Below are 21,970 nucleotides of genomic sequence, written 5' to 3' on the forward strand. Positions count from 1 at the left end.
GGAGCCTGGTGCTGATGTGGCTAAGTAGCTTCCAGGTAAAATACACAAAAAGGTGCCTTTCGCTCACGGAGGGCACCTTTTTGTGTATGAACATTACACCAGCGGCAGCTCGCTGAATTCCTTATAGTTGGTGAAAATGTAGCTCGGCGTATGGTCCGTACCCGGCTTCCGCCCGCGCGGATTGTACCAGCATACCTGCCAGCCTGCCGTCAGTGCCCCGACCACATCGTTGGCCCAGGTGTCGCCTACATAGAGGCTGTTCTCCGGCGTCGTTCCCGTCGCACGGTTAACATGGGCGAAGATCGCCGGGTCCGGCTTCGCCAGACCGACCGCATCCGAGATGAAGATCATCTCCGGCGGAATGAGCCGGTCGATCCCCAGCCCGCGCAGCTTGCCCATCTGGTGCTCCTGCGGCCCGTTCGTGATAATGCCTACCGGGTGGCCTTGGCTAATGAACCGCTGTAATTGCTCCGCTACGCCTTCGATCATTTCAATCGTATACTGGCGGGCAATATAAGAGGCCTGTATCTGCACAGCCTGCTCCCGGGAGAGCGGCAAGCCATATTCTGCAAAAGCCAGTTCCAGCCGCATCACCCGCGTCTCCGCAAGCTCCATCTCCCCGCGCAGATACTTCGGCCACAGCAAATCACTGTGATGTCTTACCGTATAGAACAGCTCTGCGTAATCCAGCTTGTCCTCCTCAGGGGCCAGCACCTCACGTACCGCTTCCCGGAAGGGAACCAGGTGGTCATACAGCGTATCATCCAGATCAAAAAACACAGCCAGCTTATTACTTGTATCCGTCACATGAATTCTCCTTACAGCACCTCAGAAATATAAATAATAATTATAAAAGCTCTCGTCCCGCACATATCCATGGGCTTCATATAAACGCTGGGCCCCTCTGTTGTCTATCATGGTGGACAGTGTCAGGCCCTTCGCTCCCGTCCCCTGTGCGTATCCCTTCACGCCTTCAAGCAGCAGGGAACCCAGTCCCTGCCCCCGCTGCTCCTGCGTCACGTACAGATCATTCAAAATCCATATCGGCTGCACCGTAATAGACGAGAACGAAGGATATAACTGCGCCAATCCATGAACCTGCCTGTCTTCACCCTCACCGGCGACCGCCATGAAGACAACCGATTCCTCATTCTGCAGTCTTGCCGTCAGGAACTCACGGGCAGCTTCCAGGTCGGCGGCTTGGCCGTAAAAGCTGCGGTATTCATCAAATACCGGTGCAAGCTCTCCCACATCCTCAAGACCCGCCCGTTCAAACCGAAAGTTCAACAATGCTGCTCCCCCTTACGCCTTGGAATCATAAAAGACATGACGGGCTGTGATCTTCCGGTCCGTAATGTCCATCAGACCGAAGGAATATTGCTTTTCGCGCCGCTTATCTGTAGGGGAACCGGGGTTGAACAGCAGAATCCCGTTCTCCCGGCGCATCAGCGGCTGATGGGAATGGCCGAACAGAATGCAGTCCACCTCCTGGCCTTCAAAGGCCAGCAGTGCATTGCCATCCGTCCCTTTACGGGAATACGGCGCGTGTCCGTGAATCATTCCGATGCGCATGCCCTCTAGCGTTAGGATCTTACTCTCGCCGAAGCGCTCAATAATCTCATAGCCATCGTTGTTTCCGGCAATCCCCTCCACCGGGGCAAGCTCGGACAGCATATCATAGATCTCCGGCGACACCCAGTCTCCCAAATGCAGAATCATATCCACCTGGCGGAATTCTTCCACAAGCACGGACGGCAAGCCCTTCGCTCTGCTCGAGAGATGTGTATCCGAGACTACTCCAATCTTCATCTGCCTTCTCCTCCTTATTCAAAATGGCTAAGAAGCGCGGTAAACTGCGACTCTCAGCCATTTGCATATTCTAACCCAAGTTTACGTTCTATTATTGTACGATGCCCTGAAGCGGGAATGCAAATTGAAGCTGCAGGTCACCACGATCTGATCCTTCAGCCATTTTTCATATTCCCATCCTCACTCCGTCCAGTTCCACAGCCGGACTTCGCCCACCTGCAAATGCCGGACCCATGAAGCTTCACGAAGCTTCAGCAGTTCCTTGACCGGTCCGGTGACAACGGTACCGTAGAGTTTCACTCCGTTCTGCTCCAGATAAGCCACAGAGGTGTCTAACTGATTGATGTATGCCGCTGACCTGGTAAGCTTCGGATGCTCCTGCAGCAGTCTAAGTGTCTTGATGAAGTTAGCATCCCGCAGTTCGCCGCTCCCGTATGCTTCAACGGAAGGCGACACGCTGCTGTAGGTAGATACGGAGCTGAACCAGCCTGTTTTTTCCTTGGTGACCGCCGATCTCTTCATATCATCTGCGTGCCATATGGGATCATAGGGAAAGCCAAGCGGGTATACGACCACATCGTTATCCCTCGTCGAAGGTCCGGTATCCGCCCCAAACCAGACAGGCTGAAGATTCAGCGGCTCCAGTTGCTTCAGCAGTTCATCGGTCGTATACAGACGGTCTAGCGACAGATAAGCTTCGGCAACCGTACCTTCAGGAAGCTTGGTAAGCCTCTTCCACTGATAATTGTCATCTCCTCCCCCTGCAGTCCCCTTCGCAGGCGGATAATAGAACACATTTCCAGCCCCGTTCTGCTCATCCACCCAATTAAACATCCCAATATTGGCCAGTCCCAGAACAAAATTCTGCGTATAATTACCAACCTGAATTCTCTCGCTGCCCACCTGCTTCAGCAGATTCCCGGATAACTCCATCCGGAAAAAATAATGCGCATTCGCTGACAGCCGCACCGTTGTATTGGGACGGGTAACGGCAATTGCTGATGACACCACATCTCTGTAAGTGTCACCACGTTCTCCGGTGCTGTAAAAAACTGCTGTAATAATGCTGCTGATGACCGTAAATAGCAGAAACATCGAAAATACTGTTAACGTGTTGCTGATCCGCGCCTTCCATTTGCCCCGGCGGATAATGGACTTCTCTCTTCGCTTCTTCTTCGTTTTCGCCTTTTTGAACTCTGGAGCTGCGCTTCCTTGCGCATCTGTCTTGGTCCAGCTCCCGGTGGCCTGCCCGTCCTGCTCTTCCCGTTCCATCTGCTCCTCCAGATACAGCTGATACGCCTCAAGCTTTACAAGCTCGCTTTCAACCTCGTCACGCTCTTCCTCCGGGAGAGTGCCTTCACTGTATTTGCGCAGCTTCTCTTTAAATTCCTCACTCATGCTCATTCCTCCTCCGATCCGCCTCACGCAGCTTCTGCCTGGCGCGGAATACGAGTATCTTGTATTGGGACAAGCCCACCTCCATAATGCCGGCGGCCTCCTTATAGCTCAGCCCGTGCACATCGTGCAGCAGCAGAGCATGACGCTGCCCCTCCGGCAGCAGTCTTAGCGTCCGCGCCGCTTCCTCCCAGCGTTCCTGCTTCAGCAGAGTGCCTTCCGTCGTCTCCGGGTGGGGCAGGCTGCTGAAATATGCGCCTTCCTTCGCTATACTCCGCTTCTCTTTGCGCGTATAATCCACGAATGCATTATAGGCGACCCGGAACAGCCACGGCTTAATCCGCTCCTCCCGGCAATCCTCCAGATACAGATACGCCCGATAAAAGGTATCCTGCATTAAATCTTCAGCCGCATGATGGTCCTGGCAGAGGGAGCGCAGATAGCGGTAGATGTCGTCAACATATTGTTCATATAGTTCATCCAGCGAATTCGGCTCCATCTCCTCCCCTCTTACTCCATCCACGTATGAGCACGCGAAAAGTTACATCTCTGCACGAAATTCCCTAAATACTTTGGAACGCTAAACAAGTTCGCCCTAACAAGTGAACCATAGGTGGTAGCATGGATACGCTTATTTAGAATGTGGTCGGTTTTCCGATTACATTTGGTCGACGCGCTGCATTCGGTTCCATTGTGATCGGTTTTCCGATTACATTTGGCCGACGCGCTGCATCTGGTCCAATTGTGGTCGGTTTTCCGATTACATTTGGCCGACGCGCTGCATCCGGTTTCATTGTGATCGGTTTTCCGATTACATTCGGCCGATGCGCTGCATCTGGTCCAGTTGTGATCGGTTTTCCGATTACATTTGGTCGACGCGCTGCATCTGGTCCAATTGTGGTCGGTTTTCCGATTACATTTGGCCGACGCGCTGCATCTGGTCCAGTTGTGGTCGGTTTTCCGATTACATTTGGCCGACGCGCTGCATTCGGTTCCATTGTGATCGGTTTTCCGATTACATTTGGCCGACGCGCCTCCCCGTCATCATTTCTTGGACATTACGAACAAAAAGGAGCCTAACGGCTCCCTCAAGTACTTGTTATTCCGCCTCAGTTCCCCGGCGGCTCAATAAAAGCCGATGCTGGACGAGGCATCCTTCATCCATTCCCGCTTGCGGCCCTTGTCCAGTTCGCCGCGCATGCCACGCACCAGAAGCTCCACATCTGCTCTGCCGTTCTCATGCCATTCCAGAGCTGCGCTGACATACAGCTCGCCGAGCTGGGTCAGGGAGAAATCCCCGGTCAGCCGCGCAGCGGTGGCCGTGCCTTCCTCACCTGCGAAGGCGGAGAAGCCGCGCAGCTGCAGATATTCAAGGCGCAGCGCCTCGCTTGGCATTTTGATCTCATAGGCCCGGTCGAAGCGACCGGCGCGGTTCATGAGACCCGGGTCAATTTTATCCGGGTAATTGGTCGTGCCAATCAGGAAAATCCCCTCCTTGGAGGTGGCACCGTCCAGCGTGTTCAGGAAGAAGGAGCGCACCTCCTGCGGCATGGAGTCGATATCCTCGATCACCAGTACCATCGGTGCCAGCCGCGCGGCCGCCTCGAACACCTCATTCACCGATTCGCTGCTCGTATATTCGGTAATCTGCCAATAGAGCACAGGTCCCGGGACGCTCCCGGCAATCGATTTGACCAGTGTGGTCTTGCCGTTGCCCGGATGTCCGTAGAGCAGAATCCCCCGTTTGTACGGGATGTCATTGGTAACATAGAAGCTGCGGTCGCTGTCGAAGAACTGGTCGAGCGAGCGGTAGATCTCTTTTTTGATACCGGCATCCAAAATCACCTCTTCACGCCTAACCGCACGCGTAATCGGCTCATCCTCCCGGGAAATCCCGTTGCGCCGGTCGGTGAACACCGTCACCTTGTTGATATTCTGCTCCCGCTGACGCTTGCGCACATTGCCAAGAAAGAACTGCAATTGCTGATCCGATGCGGCAAACACATAATCCTGAAAGTTAATCCCGTTCTCCTGAAACACTGGAACCCGCGCCAGCGCAATGCCCATCGCCGGATAAGCGAGCACATTATTGCGGACCGACAGATGGATATGGTATTCCGGCTGCTCCTTCTCATCGTCGAACACGAAGGTCCGGTCCTCCAGCCGGTCAAAAATCCGCGCTACATGCTCCACACCGGCATTCCCGCTCTGCACATCGTTCTCCAGCAGCTTCCAGTATTCACTGTTGGGATCATCGCTGGCATACAACTCATAACGGACACCGTACCGGGTATAGAGAGCTTCAAGGATGCCGTCCACCAGACGGGCGTACACATCGTAGCCTTTGATGATTCCAGCTCTTTCTTCATCATATTCATAGATTACAGCCGGTTTCTTGTTCTCCTGCTCCATCCTTATTTCGTCCCCTTTATCGCTGCGAGCGGCTTGCACTTGGCCACCACGGCAGCCAGGCCGGCGCCCGTAACGCTTTCTATGATCTCATCTACATTCTTATAGGCTTGGGGAGATTCGTCAATAATAGATTCCAGGGAATGCTGGTTCACAACAATCTCATCTTCCGTTCCTACCTTCATGGACTGGGAGAACTCCTGGACACTCACCAGCCGCTTGGTAGCCGAGCGGGAGCGGATACGTCCTGCACCGTGGCAGATGGAATAATAATTCTCTTCCCCGCCGGGCTGGCCGACCATGATATAGGATGCGGTTCCCATCGAGCCGGGAATCAGCGCCGGATGTCCGGTCGCTGCATAAGGGCGCGGATTATCCGCATGCTCCGCAGGCAGAGCGCGGGTGGCCCCCTTACGGTGGACGAACTTGCTGCCTGAGGAGGTCTTCTCTTCCCAGGCGTAATTGTGCATCAGATCGTAAAGGGTACGCAGCTCGCACTTCGTGCCGAAGACGTCCCGGAAGCCCTCACGGACTCCATAAGCGATCAGGTGGCGGTTCACCACCGCATAGTTCAGTGCCGAGTACATCAGATTAACATAGCGCTGAGCCTGCGGGTGTGCCAGAGGCGCAAAGATCAGACGCGGGTCGGCGCTGCCCAGCCCCAGCTGGCCCATGGCCTTGGCGAACGCCGGGGTGCAGAACTGATTGACCATACCGCCCCAGGCCCGTGAGCCGGAGTGGATCATCACGGCAATCTGTCCGTCCTTCAGTCCCCAGGCTTCGGCTACTTCCCGCTGCTCCTCTGCGATCTCAATCGCCTGAATCTCTACGAAATGGTTGCCGCCGCCAAGAGTTCCGAGCTGGCGGTGGCCCCGGTGCCAAGCCATGTCCGGCAGCTCATTCAGAATCTCTTCATTGAAGCTGAGCTTGCTGATCTCCACGTGGGACAGCGCGCTCGATTTCTTCGGCGTGTAGCTGTCCGGGATATACTTATTAGGCAGGCCGTGCAGTCCCTTACGTACGATATTCTCCAGCCGGATATCGCTGTAGTGGCCGCGCTGTTGGGCCTCCATGGGCAGATACTTCTCAATGGCGCGAACCAGCTTGCGGCGCAGCTTCACCTCGCGCAGATCATCCATATGCAGGTTGGTCAGATGCACGCGCATCCCGCAGCCGATGTCGCTGCCCACAATGGACGGCGACACATAGCCTGATTCGGCATCCCAGACTGCGGTTGTACCGATGCAGGTTCCGACGCCTACATGCACATCCGGAGTGTAGCTCATATATTCGATGCCGGGAATCTGCAGATTATTGTTAGCCATCTCCAGGACCTTGTAATCCAGCGTCCCGAATAATTGCTCACTGGCGTAGATTTTGAGATCGCCGCCCGGAAGGGCCACCTCATGTTTATAGCGGGAGATCTCCTCCGCTTGTTGCTTCATGCTGTTCATATCTATTTTCATTTCCTCTCAGGTTGGGTTTCTGGTTTGGTTCCATAGGGGTTCAGCAAATTTCGAGTATCCAGGTACACAAAAAAGAGCCGCAGACCAGTTCTGATCATGCGGCTCCCGGCGCGCTAAGTGCAGCTTCCCGTTGAAGCTTGCACCCGTTCAAAGCACACCCGTATTCAGTTCAGACATCAGCAGCAATACCCTGTGCATTATGTCTTCCGGACGAAGGCGATGAGATCAGATCGTACATATGCGGTTGTCAGGTGTTCCTGCTGTCTGTTCCGTTCATTTGTTCCAATCATGACCCGTCAGCCTCCCTTCTCTAAATGATAAACCCAATAATATATGGCCTTGCAGCAGATTGTCAACCCTTATTCTGGGAAAGAATTATTTTACTTAAATTTGGACCAGTCCTGATTGCTGTTCTCCAGCAGGTGGCCGAAGTCGTTTTCCAGCCGCTTCTGCTCCGCCTTGCGCTTATCCTCGGCTGCCTTCAGGACAGCCTCCTTCTTGTCCCGTTCTTCTGCCTTGAGCGCGTCGGACTGCGCCTTTAGCTTCTCCAGCACCTCGCCGCTCAGCATATCCTTCAGGGTTGCCGGAGCATCGGTTGCCGCAGGGCGCGGAACCGGTGTATTCTTCTTCTTTTTTGCCATGGGAATCATCCTTTCATGCGGCTATAATCCTTCAAATTTGTTTTAGGTACAGGGAAATTCGTTTATAATGTACAGTAAGAGGTGAGCCTAATGAAATCCACAGAGTTATGTCCAAGATTACAAAAAAGCATGGATATTATCGGCAGACGCTGGACGGGCTTAATCATCTATCAGCTGCTCTCAGGCCCCCAGCGCTTCGGGGAAATCGAGTCCTCGCTGCCTGTCAGCGGCAGGCTGCTGTCCGAACGGCTGAAGGAGCTGGAGCAGGAAGGCATCGTGCTGCGCGAGGTGTTCCCTGAGACCCCCGTCCGCATCCAGTATTCACTTACAGGCAAAGGCCGGGCGCTGGAATCCGTCATCCGCGATCTTCAGGTCTGGTCGGAATCCTGGATTACAGAAGAGGAATGCCGTTCCGCCTTCAGCGCTCCTCCGCACCCTTAGTAAAGCCTGTCTAATTATATATTTACAGCTTGCGGCCAATGATGACCAGATCGCGGGGGATACCGTCAAGCACCGCAACTCCCGGCAAAAGCCCCCACTCCTTGAAGCCAAACTTCCGCAGCAGGGCGAGGCTGGGCTCATTATGGCCAAATACGAACCCGACCAGATTCTGCAGCCCAAGGCGCGGACATTCCTCCACCGCCTTGGCGAGCAGAATGCTTCCCGCACCGCTCCCGCGGAATTTCTCATTTACATAGACACTAATCTCTGCTGTTCCATTATAGGCCGGACGGCCGTAGAAGGACTGGAAGCTGAACCAGGCCGCGATCTCGCCGCCCTGTCTCAGTACCCACAGCGGCCGGTGATGGCTGTTATGCTCATGGAACCACCCCACCCGCTCCTCTACGCTTACCGGCTCAAGATCCGCAGTTACCACTCTTCCGGCAACCGTCGAATTATAGATCTCCACAATTGCTTCCAAATCCTCTATTATTGCATCCTCTATACTGTAAGCCTGCCAATTCATGCTGTATATCCTCCTAATTGTGGTATGAGCATCCGTAGTACTGTATCAGATCTAAACGTGTGAGAATTACTTTGACCCATCGCGCTTGCTGAAGGCTTACTGCGCCCTGGTTATAGTGCAAGGGTAGGCTTAATTGCAATCTGTACAACTAAATCGCCGGATGTGCTGCCGAATCCTTGTTTAGCTGTATTTTGTACAACTAAAATGCCACTATACCAGGATTTTGGCCCATTGTGGCAGATTTAGTTGTACGAATTACAATTAAAAGAGGAAAGTCTTCCATCTCCCTGGTTTTAGTTGTATAAACTACATCTATCTCTGAGCGTTCGCTACGAACCGAATCAATTCCTTCCTCCATGGGGTTCTTTACTTGCTAAAGGTGGCTTTCTTCCAGAATAGGAGTTCATCCGTCCGTTACACCGAGTCCCTCAGCAGAGTGAATATGAGACCATTACCGGACCTTAACGAGCCAGCGTCTCATTCGCACTGCAGTCATTCGGATGCTGTAGGCGCTGGAACGATAGTAACTGCATTTTGTACAATGGAATGCTGTAAAAAAGGCTTTAAAATAGAATCTAGTGTATTCCGTACAATGGAATGTTGAAAACAGGCCATTTTTTACCCAAAACACAACATTCTACTGTATAAAATACAATAGAATCTCATTTTACGGTCAGTAATCCATTTTCTATTGCAGGAAATACAATCACCTACTTGAATGTAAGAGCAGAAATCGGTAACGGGTGCAGGATCAGCCCAATATCTAGCTCGATGTTCGTGCTCAGCCTTTAACACACTTGAGGTTCATTCTTACAGTTTTAAAGTTGATGCTCTAGTAGTGGAATCACTTGTTTAGATCTGAATGGTCTAGCAGAGTAATTATACTTCAAACCGGTCTTATTACGCAGCAGTTCCACAGGTGCAGCAATGCTGAACCAACCCTATTGAAAGAGCATTACTCAAGCCCCGTCTGCTCCAGACTCCACTTCCATAATCGTGCGCCCGCTTCTGTATCCTCCGCCCGCGGCGTCAGTTCCTTGATCTTGCGGCGGTAATAATATTGCCCGCTTACCCCGTCCAGCTCCGGCACAGTCGCCAGCAGGATGGCCGTATCTGCTCCCTGCTCAGGTGTCAGGAAGAAGCGGGACAGCAGCTTCAGTACTCCGCGCCCAAAACCAGTCTCCCGGTTCACCCCGATACTCGTCCCCACCGCGCCCGGATGCAGACAATTCACCGTAACCCGGGTATCCTTCAAGCGCGCAGCCAGCTCACGGGTGAACAGAATATTCGCCAGCTTGGAGCGGGCGTATGCCTTCGCCGGATTGAAGCCGCGGGATAACGTATGATCCTCCAGGTACAGCTTGCCGAGCTTATATGCTCCCGAAGCCACAACCACAATCCGGCCCTGTTCAGCAGCCTTGAGATTATCCAGCAGCAGATGGGTCAGCAGGAAGTGCCCCAGATGATTCACGCCCAGGTCCAGCTCGTAGCCGTCCGCCGTCAGCTCACGCTTCAGTGCTACCACTCCTGCGTTATTAATTAGAACATCCAGTACAGGATACTCGGCAGTGAACTCCCCGGCAAAAGCGCGGATGCTATCGAAGGAAGCGAGATCGCACAGCATCAGCCGGATCTGGCTGGATCCGCTCTGCCGCACAGCATCGGCAAGCGCTTCTTCCCCCCGCTTAAGGCTGCGGCAGGCCATAATGACAGTAGCCCCTCTGCGGGCCATTTCTACGGTTGTAGCCAGCCCCATCCCGGAGTTGGCGCCGGTGATCAGCACTGTTTTTCCTTGCATGGACATCTTCCCCTCTCCTGCATACAGGCCCTAGCGGCAATTGTGCCGGGCTGGCCTAATCCGAGTAAGTATATGCGTTAAGCTCATGTTACATCATTTCAGAGGGTTAACATAGTCCAAAAACCGCCACTCTTCACTTCCAGTCCGGACGCAGCGCAATCAGCCGGTCATCCTGCGCCTGTGGGCCGCCTCTGCCGTCGCGGTTGTTGGTCATAAGGTACAGGGTGCCATCCGGCCCTTCCGCCACATTGCGGATTCGTCCGTACTTTTCCTTGAACAGACTGGTTATTGAAGGTGCTTCGCCCGCTGGCGGCAGCGATACCCTTAGGAGCTGCTGCCCGGCCAGACTGGCAACCAGCAGCTCACCGGCCCAGGGTCCCTGCGTAATGAAGGTCATTCCTGACGGAGCCCAAGTCTCCTCACCGCTGTGGGCCAGCGGAGCTGTCAGCTTCGGCTGACCCTCTCCGGTCTCATCGCCTTCGATCAGCGGCCAGCCATAGTTGGCTCCGGCCTTGATTAGGTTCAGCTCATCATGACTGGACTGGCCATGCTCGGAGCTGTAGAGCGCGCCGCTCTCCGGCTGCCAGGCCAGCCCCTGGGCATTGCGGTGACCCATGCTGTAGACCGGCGAGCCGGGCCACGGGTTGTCTTCGGGGATGGAGCCGCCGGGCGTAATCCGCAGGATTTTGCCGCCCAGACTATTCTTGTCCTGCGCCAGCTCCGGCTCATAGCGGTCACCTGTGGTGATGTACAAATTCCCGTCCGGCCCGAGCTTGATCCGTCCGCCGTTATGATTGGTGTCGCCCGGTATGTGATCCAGCAGAACCCGGCTGATCTCTGCTGCTTCTCTTCCAATCTGAATCTGCAGCACCCGGTTCGCCGGTTCGCCCTCTTCCGTGCGGTAGGTGTGATAGACATAAGCCCGTCCGTTCTGCTCAAAATCAGCATCAAGCGCAAGCCCCAAGAGCCCGCCTTCTCCCTTGCTGACAAAAGGTTCCGAGAGCTTCAGCAGCGGAGTATCGCGCAGCTTGCCGTTCTCCATGACACGCAGGCTGCCGGAACGCTCGGTAATGAAAATCCGTCCATCCGCTGCAAACGCCATCTCCCAGGGAACCTCAAGGCCCCTGGCTACAGTCTCAGCAGTATAGGGTAAATCCGGGGATACACCCGGAGCTTCATCAGGCTGGGCGTTGACCGGCGGACTGCCTTCTGCCCCATTCTCCTGCAGACTATCCTCCTGTGCAGCGGGAGTGCAGGCTGACAGCAATGTCATCATCAAGACCAGTGTTACACGCAGCAGACAGGTACGGGAGAGCAGCCGTATTTTGGTTACAGCCATGTTTCTAACCTCCTTCAGGTATTATCAAATCCTGATTGTGGCAACTATTACCCTGTGCTTCTCTCCCTCAAACGACTGAGGCTGCAGTGATAACGGGAGGTGCAGCATCCATTTTTATGAATTATAATGGGAACATTGCTGTTCAAGCGTGTAGATGAAAGGGGAACTATTGAAATGAATGCAGCTCTGCAACAACTGGAGCAGGACATGACAGCCGCAAGCCTGGATGCCCTGCTCGTAACCGATCCCAAGCATGTGTACTATTTGACGGGCTTTGCCAGCAACCCGCATGAACGTTTTCTGGGCCTGCTGCTGATCCGGGGCGAAGAACCGGTGCTGATCGTTCCGGCGCTGGACGCCGAAGCCGCGCATGCCGCCTCCTCGGTGAAGACGATTCTGACACACAGCGACACGGACAACCCGTATGCTCTGCTGAAGTCTCGCTTCGGCAGTGTAAGTCCGGGCAGCATCGGCATCGAGAAGGAACACTTCTCGCTCAGCCGTTATGAGCTGCTCGCAGAAGCGGTCGCCGCCGGTTCCTACCAGGATATCGGCCATCTGCTCCGGGCGATGCGCGCGGTCAAGACCCCGGAGGAAGTGCGTATCATGAAGCATGCCGCCGAGCTGGTGGAGGAGGTTCTCCGCCAAGGCCTGGCGCATGTCAAAGCCGGAGTCAGCGAGATTGAACTGGTAGCGGAGCTGGAGTATCTGATGAAAAAAGCCGGCGCCTCCGGCCCCTCCTTCGACACGATGGTGCTGTCCGGTTCGAACACGGCCCTGCCGCACGGCGTACCAGGCGAACGCCTGATTCAGCCGGGCGGCCTGTTAATGTTCGACCTGGGTGTCTATGCCGGAGGCTACGCCTCGGACATTACACGCACCTTCGCCGTGGGGGAAGTAGACAGCACGCTGCGAGACATCTACAATACTGTGCTCGCCGCTAACGAAGCGGGTATTGCCGCTTCTGTAGCTGGAGCGACCTTCGGTTCTGTCGACAAGGCCGCACGTGATGTGATTGATGCCGCAGGTTACGGGAAGTACTTCATGCACCGTGTCGGACACGGGCTGGGCATGGATACCCATGAGTATCCTTCGCTGCACGGGCTGAATACGGATATTATCCGGAACGGCAACGTCTTCACCGTAGAGCCGGGGATTTATGTGCCGGGTCTCGGCGGTGTGCGCATTGAGGACGATGTGCTGGTCACCGCCGAAGGTCCGCAGACGCTGACCAGCTTCCCCAAAGAATGGACAGTGCTTAACCTGTAATTCTGCCGAACGTTCAGGAAGCTTCAAGTTAGCGCGCGAGTCCGCTATACATCACGGCACACAAAAGCCCCAGTCTCCCGATCTTCGGGGCTGGGGCTTTAATCGTCGGGAGGCTTACTCCCGGATAACAGACTTCTGCTCATCTTCGGCGAATTTGAAGGAACGGCCCAGATACAGCACCGGCGTGCCGGCGGCCGTGAGAATGAACTTGGACAGGTAGGTGGTCAGCAGAATCTCGGTCCACACCTTCATGTCATAGGTCCCGGCAAAAGCAATCGTACAGAAGATCAGCGTATCGACAAAGGAGCTGATCATCGTGCTGCCGTTCGAGCGAATCCATAGCTGCTTAGAGCTGCCGTAATATTTTCGTATCCAGGCATAGAGCCGTACATCCAGGAACTGGCTGATAAAATAAGCGGTCAAACTGCCCAGCGCAAGTCTCGGCATCAGGCCAAATATCCTCTGCAGTGCGGCTTGGGCAATGTCCGTCTCCTGAGGCTTGAACACAAGCACCATCTGCATAATGACGGTCGTCATGAGCAGTGTGAAGAAGCCGAACCACACGGCGCTCCGCGCTTCAGCCCGGCCGTACCGCTCATTGAGCAGGTCACTGGTCATATAGAGCGTGACATACATCGTATTGCCCAGCGTCATTACAATATCGAACGGCATCGCAATGGTCTTAGCCACCTGGATATTAGCGACTACGGTCGCCATGCCGACCCAGGCGTAGAGCCCTTTTTTACCGAATAAGCGGTAGCACAGCAGAAAAAACACAAAATTAACGACAACAAAACAAACGCCCCACAACAAGTTAAACATAATGCCTGGTATTCCTCCTAGTTTTGGTTACGCGGGATGGTTACGAACCGCGGATCACAGTTAAGAAACAAAACATAACTACTCTATCACATACAAAGCTAACATGCTATGAAATTTTAAATTTTCAGAAAAGCAGCAATTCCTTGCTTCTTTTTGCCGAAATAGTGATAGAGTCATTAAATATTCAGGTATTTCTGAAAATAATGCAGCAAATAGCAATTTTTCACTATTCAACCGGAGGTTAATTCTATAGAATATGGAGATTAAGATGCATTTCACGTAAAAAGGAGCGAATGCCATGTTTGGCTTCAAAAAATCAATTAGCCGCAAGTTTACGCTGTTGCTGTTCGTCGTTCTGCTACTCACTTCTCTTACGCTGAGTATCAGCTTCTACATTATATCTATCGGCACCATTAACAGCTATGTCATTCCGCAGATCGACAAGTCTCTGAGTGCCGCAGCCCAGGATGCCTATAAGAACCTGAATGCAACCAGTGCGCAGCAGACCCTGAACAAGAATGAGCAGGCCAGGACCAACGTCGAATTCTATCTGGAGGATAAGCGTAAAAAGCTGGATGTGGATACGATCTTCCTCATCAATCTGAAGGATGGCCAGGCCACTGTCCTGACCGCAGATCATGGTGCCAAGCTCAAACCGGATGAAGCGATAGAAGTAACGCCTGCCATGGAGCAAGCCTCCAAAGGAAAAACAGGACTTAGTGAAATGTATAGTGATAGCCACGGTATACATAAAAGTGCCTATGTCGGCATTCCCGGAACAACCATGATTGTTGCCGCAAGCGCAGATATGGACTTCGTCAAAGACAAGATGAGCAGCATCCTGTGGACAAGCGCAGGTATTACCCTGTTGGCATTGGTGGTAGGGGTTACTGCCGCAGGCTTCATGAGCCGCAGAATTACCCGCCCGATCACTAAGCTTGCTGCCTACAGCAACAAGCTGGCAAGCGGCGACTTCACCGAAGCGTTGACTCTCAAAGGTACGGATGAAGTTGGACAGCTCTCCGAGAGCTTCCGCATCATGAGTGAACGCCTGAAGGAGATGATCGGACATGTGCTGGATACCTCCGGGACCGTAGTGGCCGATTCCAATGATCTGAAGACGCGTGTCCAGATCCTTAATGAGATGGCTGAACATTCAGCGGCCTCTGTGGAGGAGATCGGCAAGGGCAGTACCATGATTGCCAGCAGCGCGATGGATAACTCCCGCGCGATGGATGAGATCAATATGGGCATCCAGCATATTGCCTCCGCCGCCGGTGAGGTCACCGAGCAGATCAGCGAAGCATCCACCGAAGCCCAGAGCGGCAATGATATTGCCCAGAGTGCAGTGGAGCAGATGCGCCAGGTAGAGCAGGCCTCCGAACAATCGCTGGAGCAGTTCCGCTTGATGAACGAACGCTCACTGATGATCGGTGAGGTCGTGCAGGGCATTACCGAGATTACCAAGCAGATTCAGATGCTGTCGCTTAATGCCTCCATTGAGGCCGCCCGTGCCGGGGAGCATGGCCGCGGATTCGCTGTGGTGGCCGGAGAAGTGCGCAAGCTCTCCGAGCAGTCTAAGGAATCCAATGAGCAGATCCGTGAGTTCCTGATGAGCCTGCAGGAGGATATGAACCAGTCTGTATCCGAAATGAACCATGTCAATGCGGAAGTGGCCTCCGGGATGAACAAGGTGGCCGAAGCCGGCAATGCGTTTAACCACCTGCTGATCCTCATTCAGAGCATCAATCACAGCATCCAGTCGGTCTCTGCCGCCACTCAGCAGATCTCGGCAGGCACCGAGGAAGTCAGCGCCTCTGTAGAAGAAACGGCGCAGATTACCGCCAAGTCGCAGCAGAATGCAGACACACTTGCCGACAACTCGTCCCGCCAGCATGAGGAGCTGGAGGGCCACGCCCAGACCGTCGAGCACCTTTACCAGCAGGCCGTGAAGCTGCAAAAGGCCGCTCAGCAGTTTAAGATTTGAGGGTGCTAAGCGCGGTCATGTGGAGATACCGAGAGCGCAGGAAATGTACTAGAATGCTGGAAATTCTGGCTACCTCCAGCTTCTGGGAACGCTGCTTCTGGAAGCGTTTAGTCACTAATTACAGGGTAGCGGGTAGCAAGGCAGGTTTTAGTTGGATAAATGTATCCTAATTCAGTAATTATGGAACATTGGAGGATTTTAGTTGGAGAAGTGTAACTTATTTTCAGCGAATTCTCTTTTTTCGGTAATTCCAGGTTGTTTAAGTGCCTTTTTTCCAACTATTGCTTTGCAAGGTGCTAGTGGTGCATGAACAAGTGCCGAAAATCCAACTATTTTTGATGCTGATACTGATGCTGATGCTGACCTTGACGCTACCCGGTTGGACCGGCTAACTAATTACTCAGCTAACTACTCAATTAACTAATTGAAAAAACAGTTCCCGAGGCGATATAGCCTTTGGAACTGCTTTTTTTGAGAAGTGAAGGTTGTTGCTCAGTGCCTTGGCGCCCATAAAATGACGGATACCCCGATGACGCAGATGCCGGCTCCGATCCAGTCGTAGAGATCCGGCGTCTTGCGGTCCACCAGCCAGCCCCACAGTACAGCCAGTACGATGAATACTCCGCCATAAGCGGCGTACACCCGGCCAAACGAAGGGAACTTCTGCAGGGTCGGGATTATACCATAGGCGATCAGGATAACCGAGCCTGCCAATCCATACCATAACGGGCGTGATTCCCGCAGCCAGAGCCAGACGAGGTATCCGCCGCCGATCTCAGCGAGACCAGCTACGACAAACAGCAGCACAGCAAGCAGCATCGCTATTCTCCTCCTCCCGGCAGGTCCATGATTGCATATACGGCAGCCATATTCAAATGGGACTCTACTGCATCTGCCAGCCGGTCGAATTCCTGCTCACGGAGTGCAGCAGCCGAGAAAGTGGCGTTCAGTGGTGCCAGTCCCTTGGCAATGCGCAGTCCGTTCAGCCAGCTCCGGCGCAGAGCATCATTATGAAACAGCCCATGCAGATAACTGCCCCAGACTCTGCCATCCCGTGTCCCCCAACCCTCCGGCACAGCCTGTCCCTCCGGTCCGGCCAGTGTAAACAGACTAAGAACCGAAGACGGATCGTGGTTCGTGGTTGTTCCCATATGTATCTCATACCCGGCGACAAGCAATGCTTCCGGTGTTACACCGGTGGCTGCGTCGCTTAAGCGCAGGGGGTGGTCCGCAGCCAGCCCTCCGCTTACCCGCACCGTAGTCTTATGCTGGAGAAAAGCTGTTGAGAGCGGCAGATAGCCCAGCCCCTCGCTCTCCCCCGGTTCGGCACTCTCTACAGCATAGGGATCAAGCAGCTTCAAGCCCAGCATCTGATACCCGCCGCAGATCCCGGCAAGCTGCTCTGTTCCCCGCTCCAGCGCACGCTCGATTGCAGCCGGGAACCCCTGCTCGCGCAGATATTGCAGGTCAGCCGCGGTGTTCTTCGTGCCCGGCAGGATAATGACATCCGGTGTTCCAAGCTCATCTGCCGACTGCACATAACGTACGGCAGCATCCGGCTCCTCCTCCAGCGGATCGAAGTCGGTGAAGTTGGAGATCCGCGGATAACGGATGACTGCGATATCAAGCTCCTTCGCGGACTCCTCCCGCTGGCGGCCGGACGTTCCTTCCAGAACTACGGAATCCTCCGCCTCAATCCGCAGTTGCGGCAGGAACGGCAGCACCCCGAGTACCGGGATGCCTGTGCGCTCCTCCAGCCAGTCCAGTCCGGGCTGCAGCAGAGAGACATCCCCGCGAAATTTATTGATGATAAAGCCCTTGACCCGGGCGCGTTCATGCGGCTCCAGCAGCTCCAGGGTGCCGACAATGAAGGCGAAGACCCCGCCCCGGTCAATGTCGGCGACCAGCAGCACAGGTGCATCCGCCCATCCGGCCAGATTCATATTGACGATATCCCGGCTCTTGAGATTGATCTCAGCCGGACTGCCCGCGCCTTCGATCAGCACAATATCATAGGACTCCCGCAGTCGTCCCAGCGCATCCATTACGGTGTCCTTAGCTTCGGGAAGGAACTTCTCGCGGTATTCCCTCGCGCTGAGCGCAGCATGCGGCACCCCGTGCACGACAATCTGCGCACTCATCTCCCCGGAGGGCTTCAGCAGAATCGGATTCATATCGCTGGTAGCCGTAATGCCGAAGGCTTCTGCCTGCATCCCCTGGGCACGGCCGATTTCCTTGCCGTCCGCTGTGACGTAGGAATTCAGCGCCATATTCTGCGACTTGAACGGGGCGGTCCGGTAGCCGTCCCGGGTCATAATCCGCCCGATGGCGGCGGTGACCAGGCTTTTGCCGACATCGGAGGCCGTCCCCTGGATCATCAGCACAGCGCCGGACCGCCGCTGACCGGCTTCCGTTGCCCGGCCTGCGGCTGTGTATGCGGCTGTATCTTCCATGTTCATCTTCCTCGCTTTCTTGCTGCTGCCGGCGCTTGGCGGCGGCAGCTGTTGGTCGCCGGGCGTGGTGCGGCGTATAGGTGTAGAGCCGGCTCACAAGAGCTGGACGGCGCCGTCGGTTCTTGCGCCGGGCGAAGCCGCGCACATGGGCTGAACGGCGCAACGAGGACCACTGGTACAGCACCTGCTATTGTGTTCGGTTTTTCGCATACATCAGGCCCCTTACCTTCGCACCAGCACATTGTGTTCGGATTTCCGCATACATTCAGGCCGCGCACACCCCCTACCTGCACATTGTATGTTGTTTTCAGCATACATTCGAGCCACAAACATCCCTACCTGCACATTGTATGTTGTTTTCAGCATACATTCGAGCCACAAACATCCCTACCTGCACATTGTATGCTGTTTTCAGCATACATTCGAGCCACAAACATCCCTACCTGCACATTGTATGTTGTTTTCAGCATACATTCGAGCCACACACATCCCTACCTGCACATTGTATGTTGTTTTCAGCATACATTGGCCCAATGACTTCACTTTTCGTCCTTTTAGGGTTCAGCATGCCCACCCGCTAGTGTAAATCTGATGATGCATTAGTCTTCAGCAGATTTTCACTTGTGAGCATTGCTTTAACTCGTCGCTTGCTGAGGCAACGCAGTCCCCCGGTTAGAGTGTAGAGTGTGGCTTAAACGCAGTTTGTACAACTAAATCGCCTGTTCTGCCGCCGAATCTCGGTTTAGCTGTATCTCGTGCAATTAAACAGCTTCTAGATCTGGATTTTCGCTCATTCTGGCAAATTTAGTTGTATAGACTACAGTTACAAGAAGAAAGCCTGCTGTTTCACTGTTTTTAGATGCACAGAATGCATGTGTCACTGATTGTTCGCTACGGGAGCGGCGTGAAGCGGCGCATAAATACTGCATAGGTACGGCGCACAATTCAGACTGAAGCGGACTCGGATGCGGGCAGTTGCCGCACGGCCCGCTAAGGCAGGTTGTGCTGGATTAGTACCAGCACAAGCAGGACCACCGTCTCCAGCAGCTCGCCCAGCGCGCCGTAGACGTCGCCGGTGAGCCCGCCGAGCCGGCTGTTGATCCGCCGCGCAGCGAGCCTGCCGCAGGCCGCCGCAGCCAGCGGCGCCAGGATGGCCGCAGCCGCCAGCAGCGGCCAGGCCCCGCTGCCCGCGCCCAGCGCCAGAGGCGCAGCGGCTGCGGCCAGCGTCAGCAGCGCGGCGCTAAGGCCCGCGCGCCGCTCCTGCCGGGCAGGCAGCCCGCCGAAGGTGGCGGCCAGCCCTTCATTGCCGCGGGCCAGGGGATAGCGGGCCATCGCCCGCACCATGTACCAGCGGCCCCAGACCGGCGGCAGCAGGAGCAGCGGCAGCAGGCTGAAGCTGCCGCCTTCGAGCCATGCCGCCAGCAGCGAGGCCTTCAGCAGCAGGAGCAGCACGCAGGCCAGCACGCCCATAGCCCCGACACGGCTGTCCTTCATGATCTCAAGCATCCGCTCCCTGGAGCGGTAGCTGAGCAGCGCATCGGCGCTGTCCATCCAGCCGTCCAGGTGCAGCCCGCCGGTCAGCCCCACCCACAGGATGAGGGTGACGACAGCGGCAGGCCAGGCTGGCAGCAGCCAGCCTGCTGCTGCTGCGCCAAGTGCGGTGCTAAGACCGATGGCTGCCCCGACGAGCGGGTAATAGACCACGCTCGCGCGCAGCAGCTCTGGCGAGAAGTCTTCCTTGGTGCGGACCGGAAACCGCGTCAGGAACTGAAACGCGGCCGCAGCATTTCCCCGCGCACTCACAGGAGATACTCCCGGCTTCTCAGCTCAACTGGGATTCCGGCAGTCACGAGAAAGACCTGCCCGCACCGGGCAGCCAGCCTGGCATTCATTCTTCCCGCCAGATCACGGTACAGCCGCCCCAGCGCATATTCCGGCACAATGCCGTCGCCCACTTCATTCGTAACCAGAATCAGCGTGCCCTCGAAGCCAGAGACAGCCTGCTCCAGTTCGGCAATTGCAGCCTCTGCTAATTCCTGCCTGTCGCTCCGCTCCTCCACAGCCAGTAGCTGATTCGACAGCCAGAGCGTCAGGCAGTCCACCAGCACTGTCTGGCCGCTGCCGGAGAGCTGCTCCAGCAGCGCTGCGAGCTTGAGCGGCTCCTCCAGCGTCTCCCACTGGAAGCCGTCTGTCTGCCGCTGCTGCCGGTGCAAGGCAATCCGCGCCTCCATCTCCGCATCAAAGGCCTGTCCAGTTGCCACATAGACCGCCTGCCGCGTGTCAGACAGCTTGCGGGTCAGACGCTCGGCGAAGCCGCTTTTACCGCTGCGTGCCCCGCCCGTGACCAGAATGCTCATACGCTCTCCGAGCCGGAGACGCCTGCACTCTCGAAGGTCGCCATCTCACGCATAATCCGGCAGACCGCTTCGATGAAATGCAGACATATCGCACCCCCGGTGCCTTCGCCCAGCCGCAGCCCCATATCAATCAGTGCTTCCAGACCGAGGCGGTCAAGCATCAGCTTATGCCCCTGCTCACCAGAGACATGGGAAGCGATCATGTACGCTGTGGATTCCGGCGCTAGTGCCCGAGCGATCAGAGCTGCCGCCCCGGAGATAAAGCCGTCCAGAATGACCGGAATCCGCAGGGCCGCCGCTCCGAGAATCAGCCCGGCCAGCCCGGCAATCTCAAGCCCCCCTACCTTAGCAAGCACATCTACCGGATCAGCAGGGTCGGGGTTATTTACCCGGAGAGCACGTTCAATTACCGAGACTTTGTGCTGGAGCCGCTCATCGTTAATGCCTGTCCCGCGTCCTGCCGCCGTCTCTGCCGGAATGCCTTCAAGTGCGCACAAGACCGCCGCACTGGCTGTCGTATTGCCGATGCCCATCTCCCCGGTAATAAAAATCTCCGTACCGTTCTTCACCGCCTCCTGCGCCACATGAACTCCGGCCAGAATCGCGCGCAGTGCATCCTCCCGGCTCATCGCCGGACCTGCTGCCATATTGTCTGTGCCCCGGCGGACCTTGCGGTTAATCAGCTGCGGGTGATCGATATCGCCGTTGATCCCGATGTCCACGAATTGTACCTCAGCACCGCCTTGACGGGCCAGCACATTCACAGCCGCCCCTCCGCCGAGGAAGTTATAGGCCATCTGCATGGTCACCTCCTGCGGAAAAGCACTGACGCCTTCACAACAGACCCCATGGTCTGCGGCCATAACCACTACCGTTCGCTTGCTGTAGCAGGGCTGCTCTACTTTGGAGATTCCGGCCAGCCGGACAGCCAGCGCCTCCAGCCGCCCGAGGCTTCCGGGCGGCTTCGTCAGACTGTTCAGGCGGAGCACCGCGCGGAGTGTAGCTTTTTCGTCAGGCGGAGCAATCCGTCCGGTTACGTCTTGAATGGCTGAGATCATTAATAATGCCTCCTATTAGTTAGTGCGAAAGCGGACTCCCGCTGCAAGAATACATCTGTGTCTGCTGATCAGGTTACACTTACATAGTTTACTGCCAATAATCTCTCTGCCAGCCGGCATCCATCCTCCTGCACCAGTTGCCTCTCCAGCCCGGCCTTCCCCTAGTACAATCCAACCCAAAAGCCCCCAACTTCGAAGAA

20 protein-coding genes are annotated in these 21,970 nt (G+C 55.3%); 3 read left to right on the plus strand and 17 right to left on the minus strand.

What is annotated here, in order from left to right:
- Positions 1–93: 93 nt before the first annotated feature.
- The 8 genes from NSU18_RS12910 to NSU18_RS12945 all read right to left on the minus strand — a co-directional run bounded on the left by NSU18_RS12910 (position 94) and on the right by NSU18_RS12945 (position 7,720).
- Positions 94–807 (minus strand): HAD family hydrolase, encoded by a 714-nt coding sequence (locus NSU18_RS12910; RefSeq protein WP_341149199.1) that lies wholly within the window; start codon positions 805–807, stop codon positions 94–96.
- A 21-nt stretch (positions 808–828) separates the two neighbouring features.
- Positions 829–1,287: a GNAT family N-acetyltransferase gene (locus tag NSU18_RS12915; RefSeq protein WP_341149200.1), complete on the minus strand. Its 459-nt coding sequence runs from the start codon at positions 1,285–1,287 to the stop codon at positions 829–831.
- Positions 1,288–1,302: 15 nt separating this feature from the next.
- Positions 1,303–1,809 (minus strand): metallophosphoesterase family protein, encoded by a 507-nt coding sequence (locus tag NSU18_RS12920; RefSeq protein WP_341019318.1) that lies wholly within the window; start codon positions 1,807–1,809, stop codon positions 1,303–1,305.
- Positions 1,810–1,989: 180 nt separating this feature from the next.
- Complete coding sequence (locus NSU18_RS12925; protein ID WP_341019317.1) at positions 1,990–3,207, minus strand: anti-sigma factor; 1,218 nt, start codon at positions 3,205–3,207, stop codon at positions 1,990–1,992.
- Positions 3,200–3,727 (minus strand): sigma-70 family RNA polymerase sigma factor, encoded by a 528-nt coding sequence (locus NSU18_RS12930; RefSeq protein WP_341019316.1) that lies wholly within the window; start codon positions 3,725–3,727, stop codon positions 3,200–3,202. Before NSU18_RS12930 ends, NSU18_RS12925 begins: the two co-directional genes overlap by 8 nt.
- Positions 3,728–4,329: 602 nt before the next feature.
- On the minus strand, positions 4,330–5,616 hold the full coding sequence (locus NSU18_RS12935) for an ATP-binding protein (protein ID WP_341149201.1): 1,287 nt from the start codon (positions 5,614–5,616) through the stop codon (positions 4,330–4,332).
- 2 nt (positions 5,617–5,618) lie between these two features.
- On the minus strand, positions 5,619–7,058 hold the full coding sequence (locus tag NSU18_RS12940; protein WP_341149202.1) for an RtcB family protein: 1,440 nt from the start codon (positions 7,056–7,058) through the stop codon (positions 5,619–5,621).
- 401 nt (positions 7,059–7,459) lie between these two features.
- Entirely contained in the window at positions 7,460–7,720 is a 261-nt protein-coding gene (locus NSU18_RS12945; protein WP_076081862.1) for a YqkE family protein, read from the minus strand.
- Between the two features lie 90 nt (positions 7,721–7,810).
- Between NSU18_RS12945 and NSU18_RS12950 the strand changes: the two genes are divergently transcribed.
- A complete protein-coding gene (locus NSU18_RS12950; RefSeq protein ID WP_341149203.1) occupies positions 7,811–8,161 on the plus strand; it encodes a winged helix-turn-helix transcriptional regulator in 351 nt (116 codons plus the stop codon).
- A gap of 22 nt (positions 8,162–8,183) precedes the next feature.
- Here NSU18_RS12950 and NSU18_RS12955 read toward each other — a convergent pair whose 3' ends face one another.
- The 3 genes from NSU18_RS12955 to NSU18_RS12965 form a co-directional block, all read right to left on the minus strand.
- Positions 8,184–8,687: a GNAT family N-acetyltransferase gene (locus NSU18_RS12955; protein ID WP_341149204.1), complete on the minus strand. Its 504-nt coding sequence runs from the start codon at positions 8,685–8,687 to the stop codon at positions 8,184–8,186.
- Positions 8,688–9,642: 955 nt separating this feature from the next.
- Complete coding sequence (locus tag NSU18_RS12960) at positions 9,643–10,485, minus strand: SDR family oxidoreductase (RefSeq protein WP_341023125.1); 843 nt, start codon at positions 10,483–10,485, stop codon at positions 9,643–9,645.
- Positions 10,486–10,618: 133 nt separating this feature from the next.
- Positions 10,619–11,824 carry a PQQ-dependent sugar dehydrogenase gene (locus tag NSU18_RS12965; protein WP_341019305.1) on the minus strand — a complete coding sequence of 402 codons (1,206 nt, stop codon included), beginning with the start codon at positions 11,822–11,824 and terminating at the stop codon, positions 10,619–10,621.
- Between the two features lie 174 nt (positions 11,825–11,998).
- On the opposite strand from NSU18_RS12965, the gene NSU18_RS12970 reads away from it, so the two are divergent.
- Positions 11,999–13,093 carry a M24 family metallopeptidase gene (locus tag NSU18_RS12970; RefSeq protein ID WP_341019303.1) on the plus strand — a complete coding sequence of 365 codons (1,095 nt, stop codon included), beginning with the start codon at positions 11,999–12,001 and terminating at the stop codon, positions 13,091–13,093.
- A gap of 114 nt (positions 13,094–13,207) precedes the next feature.
- On the opposite strand, the gene NSU18_RS12975 is transcribed toward NSU18_RS12970, so the two are convergent.
- Positions 13,208–13,915: a queuosine precursor transporter gene (locus NSU18_RS12975; RefSeq protein ID WP_341019301.1), complete on the minus strand. Its 708-nt coding sequence runs from the start codon at positions 13,913–13,915 to the stop codon at positions 13,208–13,210.
- Between the two features lie 298 nt (positions 13,916–14,213).
- On the opposite strand from NSU18_RS12975, the gene NSU18_RS12980 reads away from it, so the two are divergent.
- Positions 14,214–15,902: a methyl-accepting chemotaxis protein gene (locus NSU18_RS12980; protein ID WP_341019299.1), complete on the plus strand. Its 1,689-nt coding sequence runs from the start codon at positions 14,214–14,216 to the stop codon at positions 15,900–15,902.
- Positions 15,903–16,394: 492 nt separating this feature from the next.
- Here the strand turns inward: NSU18_RS12980 and NSU18_RS12985 are convergent, their stop codons facing one another.
- The 5 genes from NSU18_RS12985 to cobT form a co-directional block, all read right to left on the minus strand.
- Positions 16,395–16,721, minus strand: a complete 327-nt coding sequence (locus tag NSU18_RS12985) for a YnfA family protein (protein ID WP_036727604.1) — start codon at positions 16,719–16,721, stop codon at positions 16,395–16,397.
- A 2-nt stretch (positions 16,722–16,723) separates the two neighbouring features.
- Entirely contained in the window at positions 16,724–18,355 is a 1,632-nt protein-coding gene (locus NSU18_RS12990) for a cobyric acid synthase (RefSeq protein ID WP_445321800.1), read from the minus strand.
- 990 nt (positions 18,356–19,345) lie between these two features.
- Positions 19,346–20,158 carry an adenosylcobinamide-GDP ribazoletransferase gene (cobS, locus tag NSU18_RS12995; protein ID WP_341149205.1) on the minus strand — a complete coding sequence of 271 codons (813 nt, stop codon included), beginning with the start codon at positions 20,156–20,158 and terminating at the stop codon, positions 19,346–19,348.
- Positions 20,155–20,712, minus strand: a complete 558-nt coding sequence (gene cobU, locus NSU18_RS13000) for a bifunctional adenosylcobinamide kinase/adenosylcobinamide-phosphate guanylyltransferase (RefSeq protein ID WP_341149206.1) — start codon at positions 20,710–20,712, stop codon at positions 20,155–20,157. Before cobU ends, cobS begins: the two co-directional genes overlap by 4 nt.
- Positions 20,709–21,770, minus strand: coding sequence for a nicotinate-nucleotide--dimethylbenzimidazole phosphoribosyltransferase (cobT, locus tag NSU18_RS13005; protein ID WP_341149207.1), 1,062 nt, complete (start codon positions 21,768–21,770; stop codon positions 20,709–20,711). Before cobT ends, cobU begins: the two co-directional genes overlap by 4 nt.
- Positions 21,771–21,970 lie beyond the last annotated feature (200 nt).

The organism is Paenibacillus sp. FSL H8-0048 (assembly GCF_038002825.1).
Taxonomy (GTDB): Bacteria; Bacillota; Bacilli; order Paenibacillales; family Paenibacillaceae; genus Paenibacillus_AQ.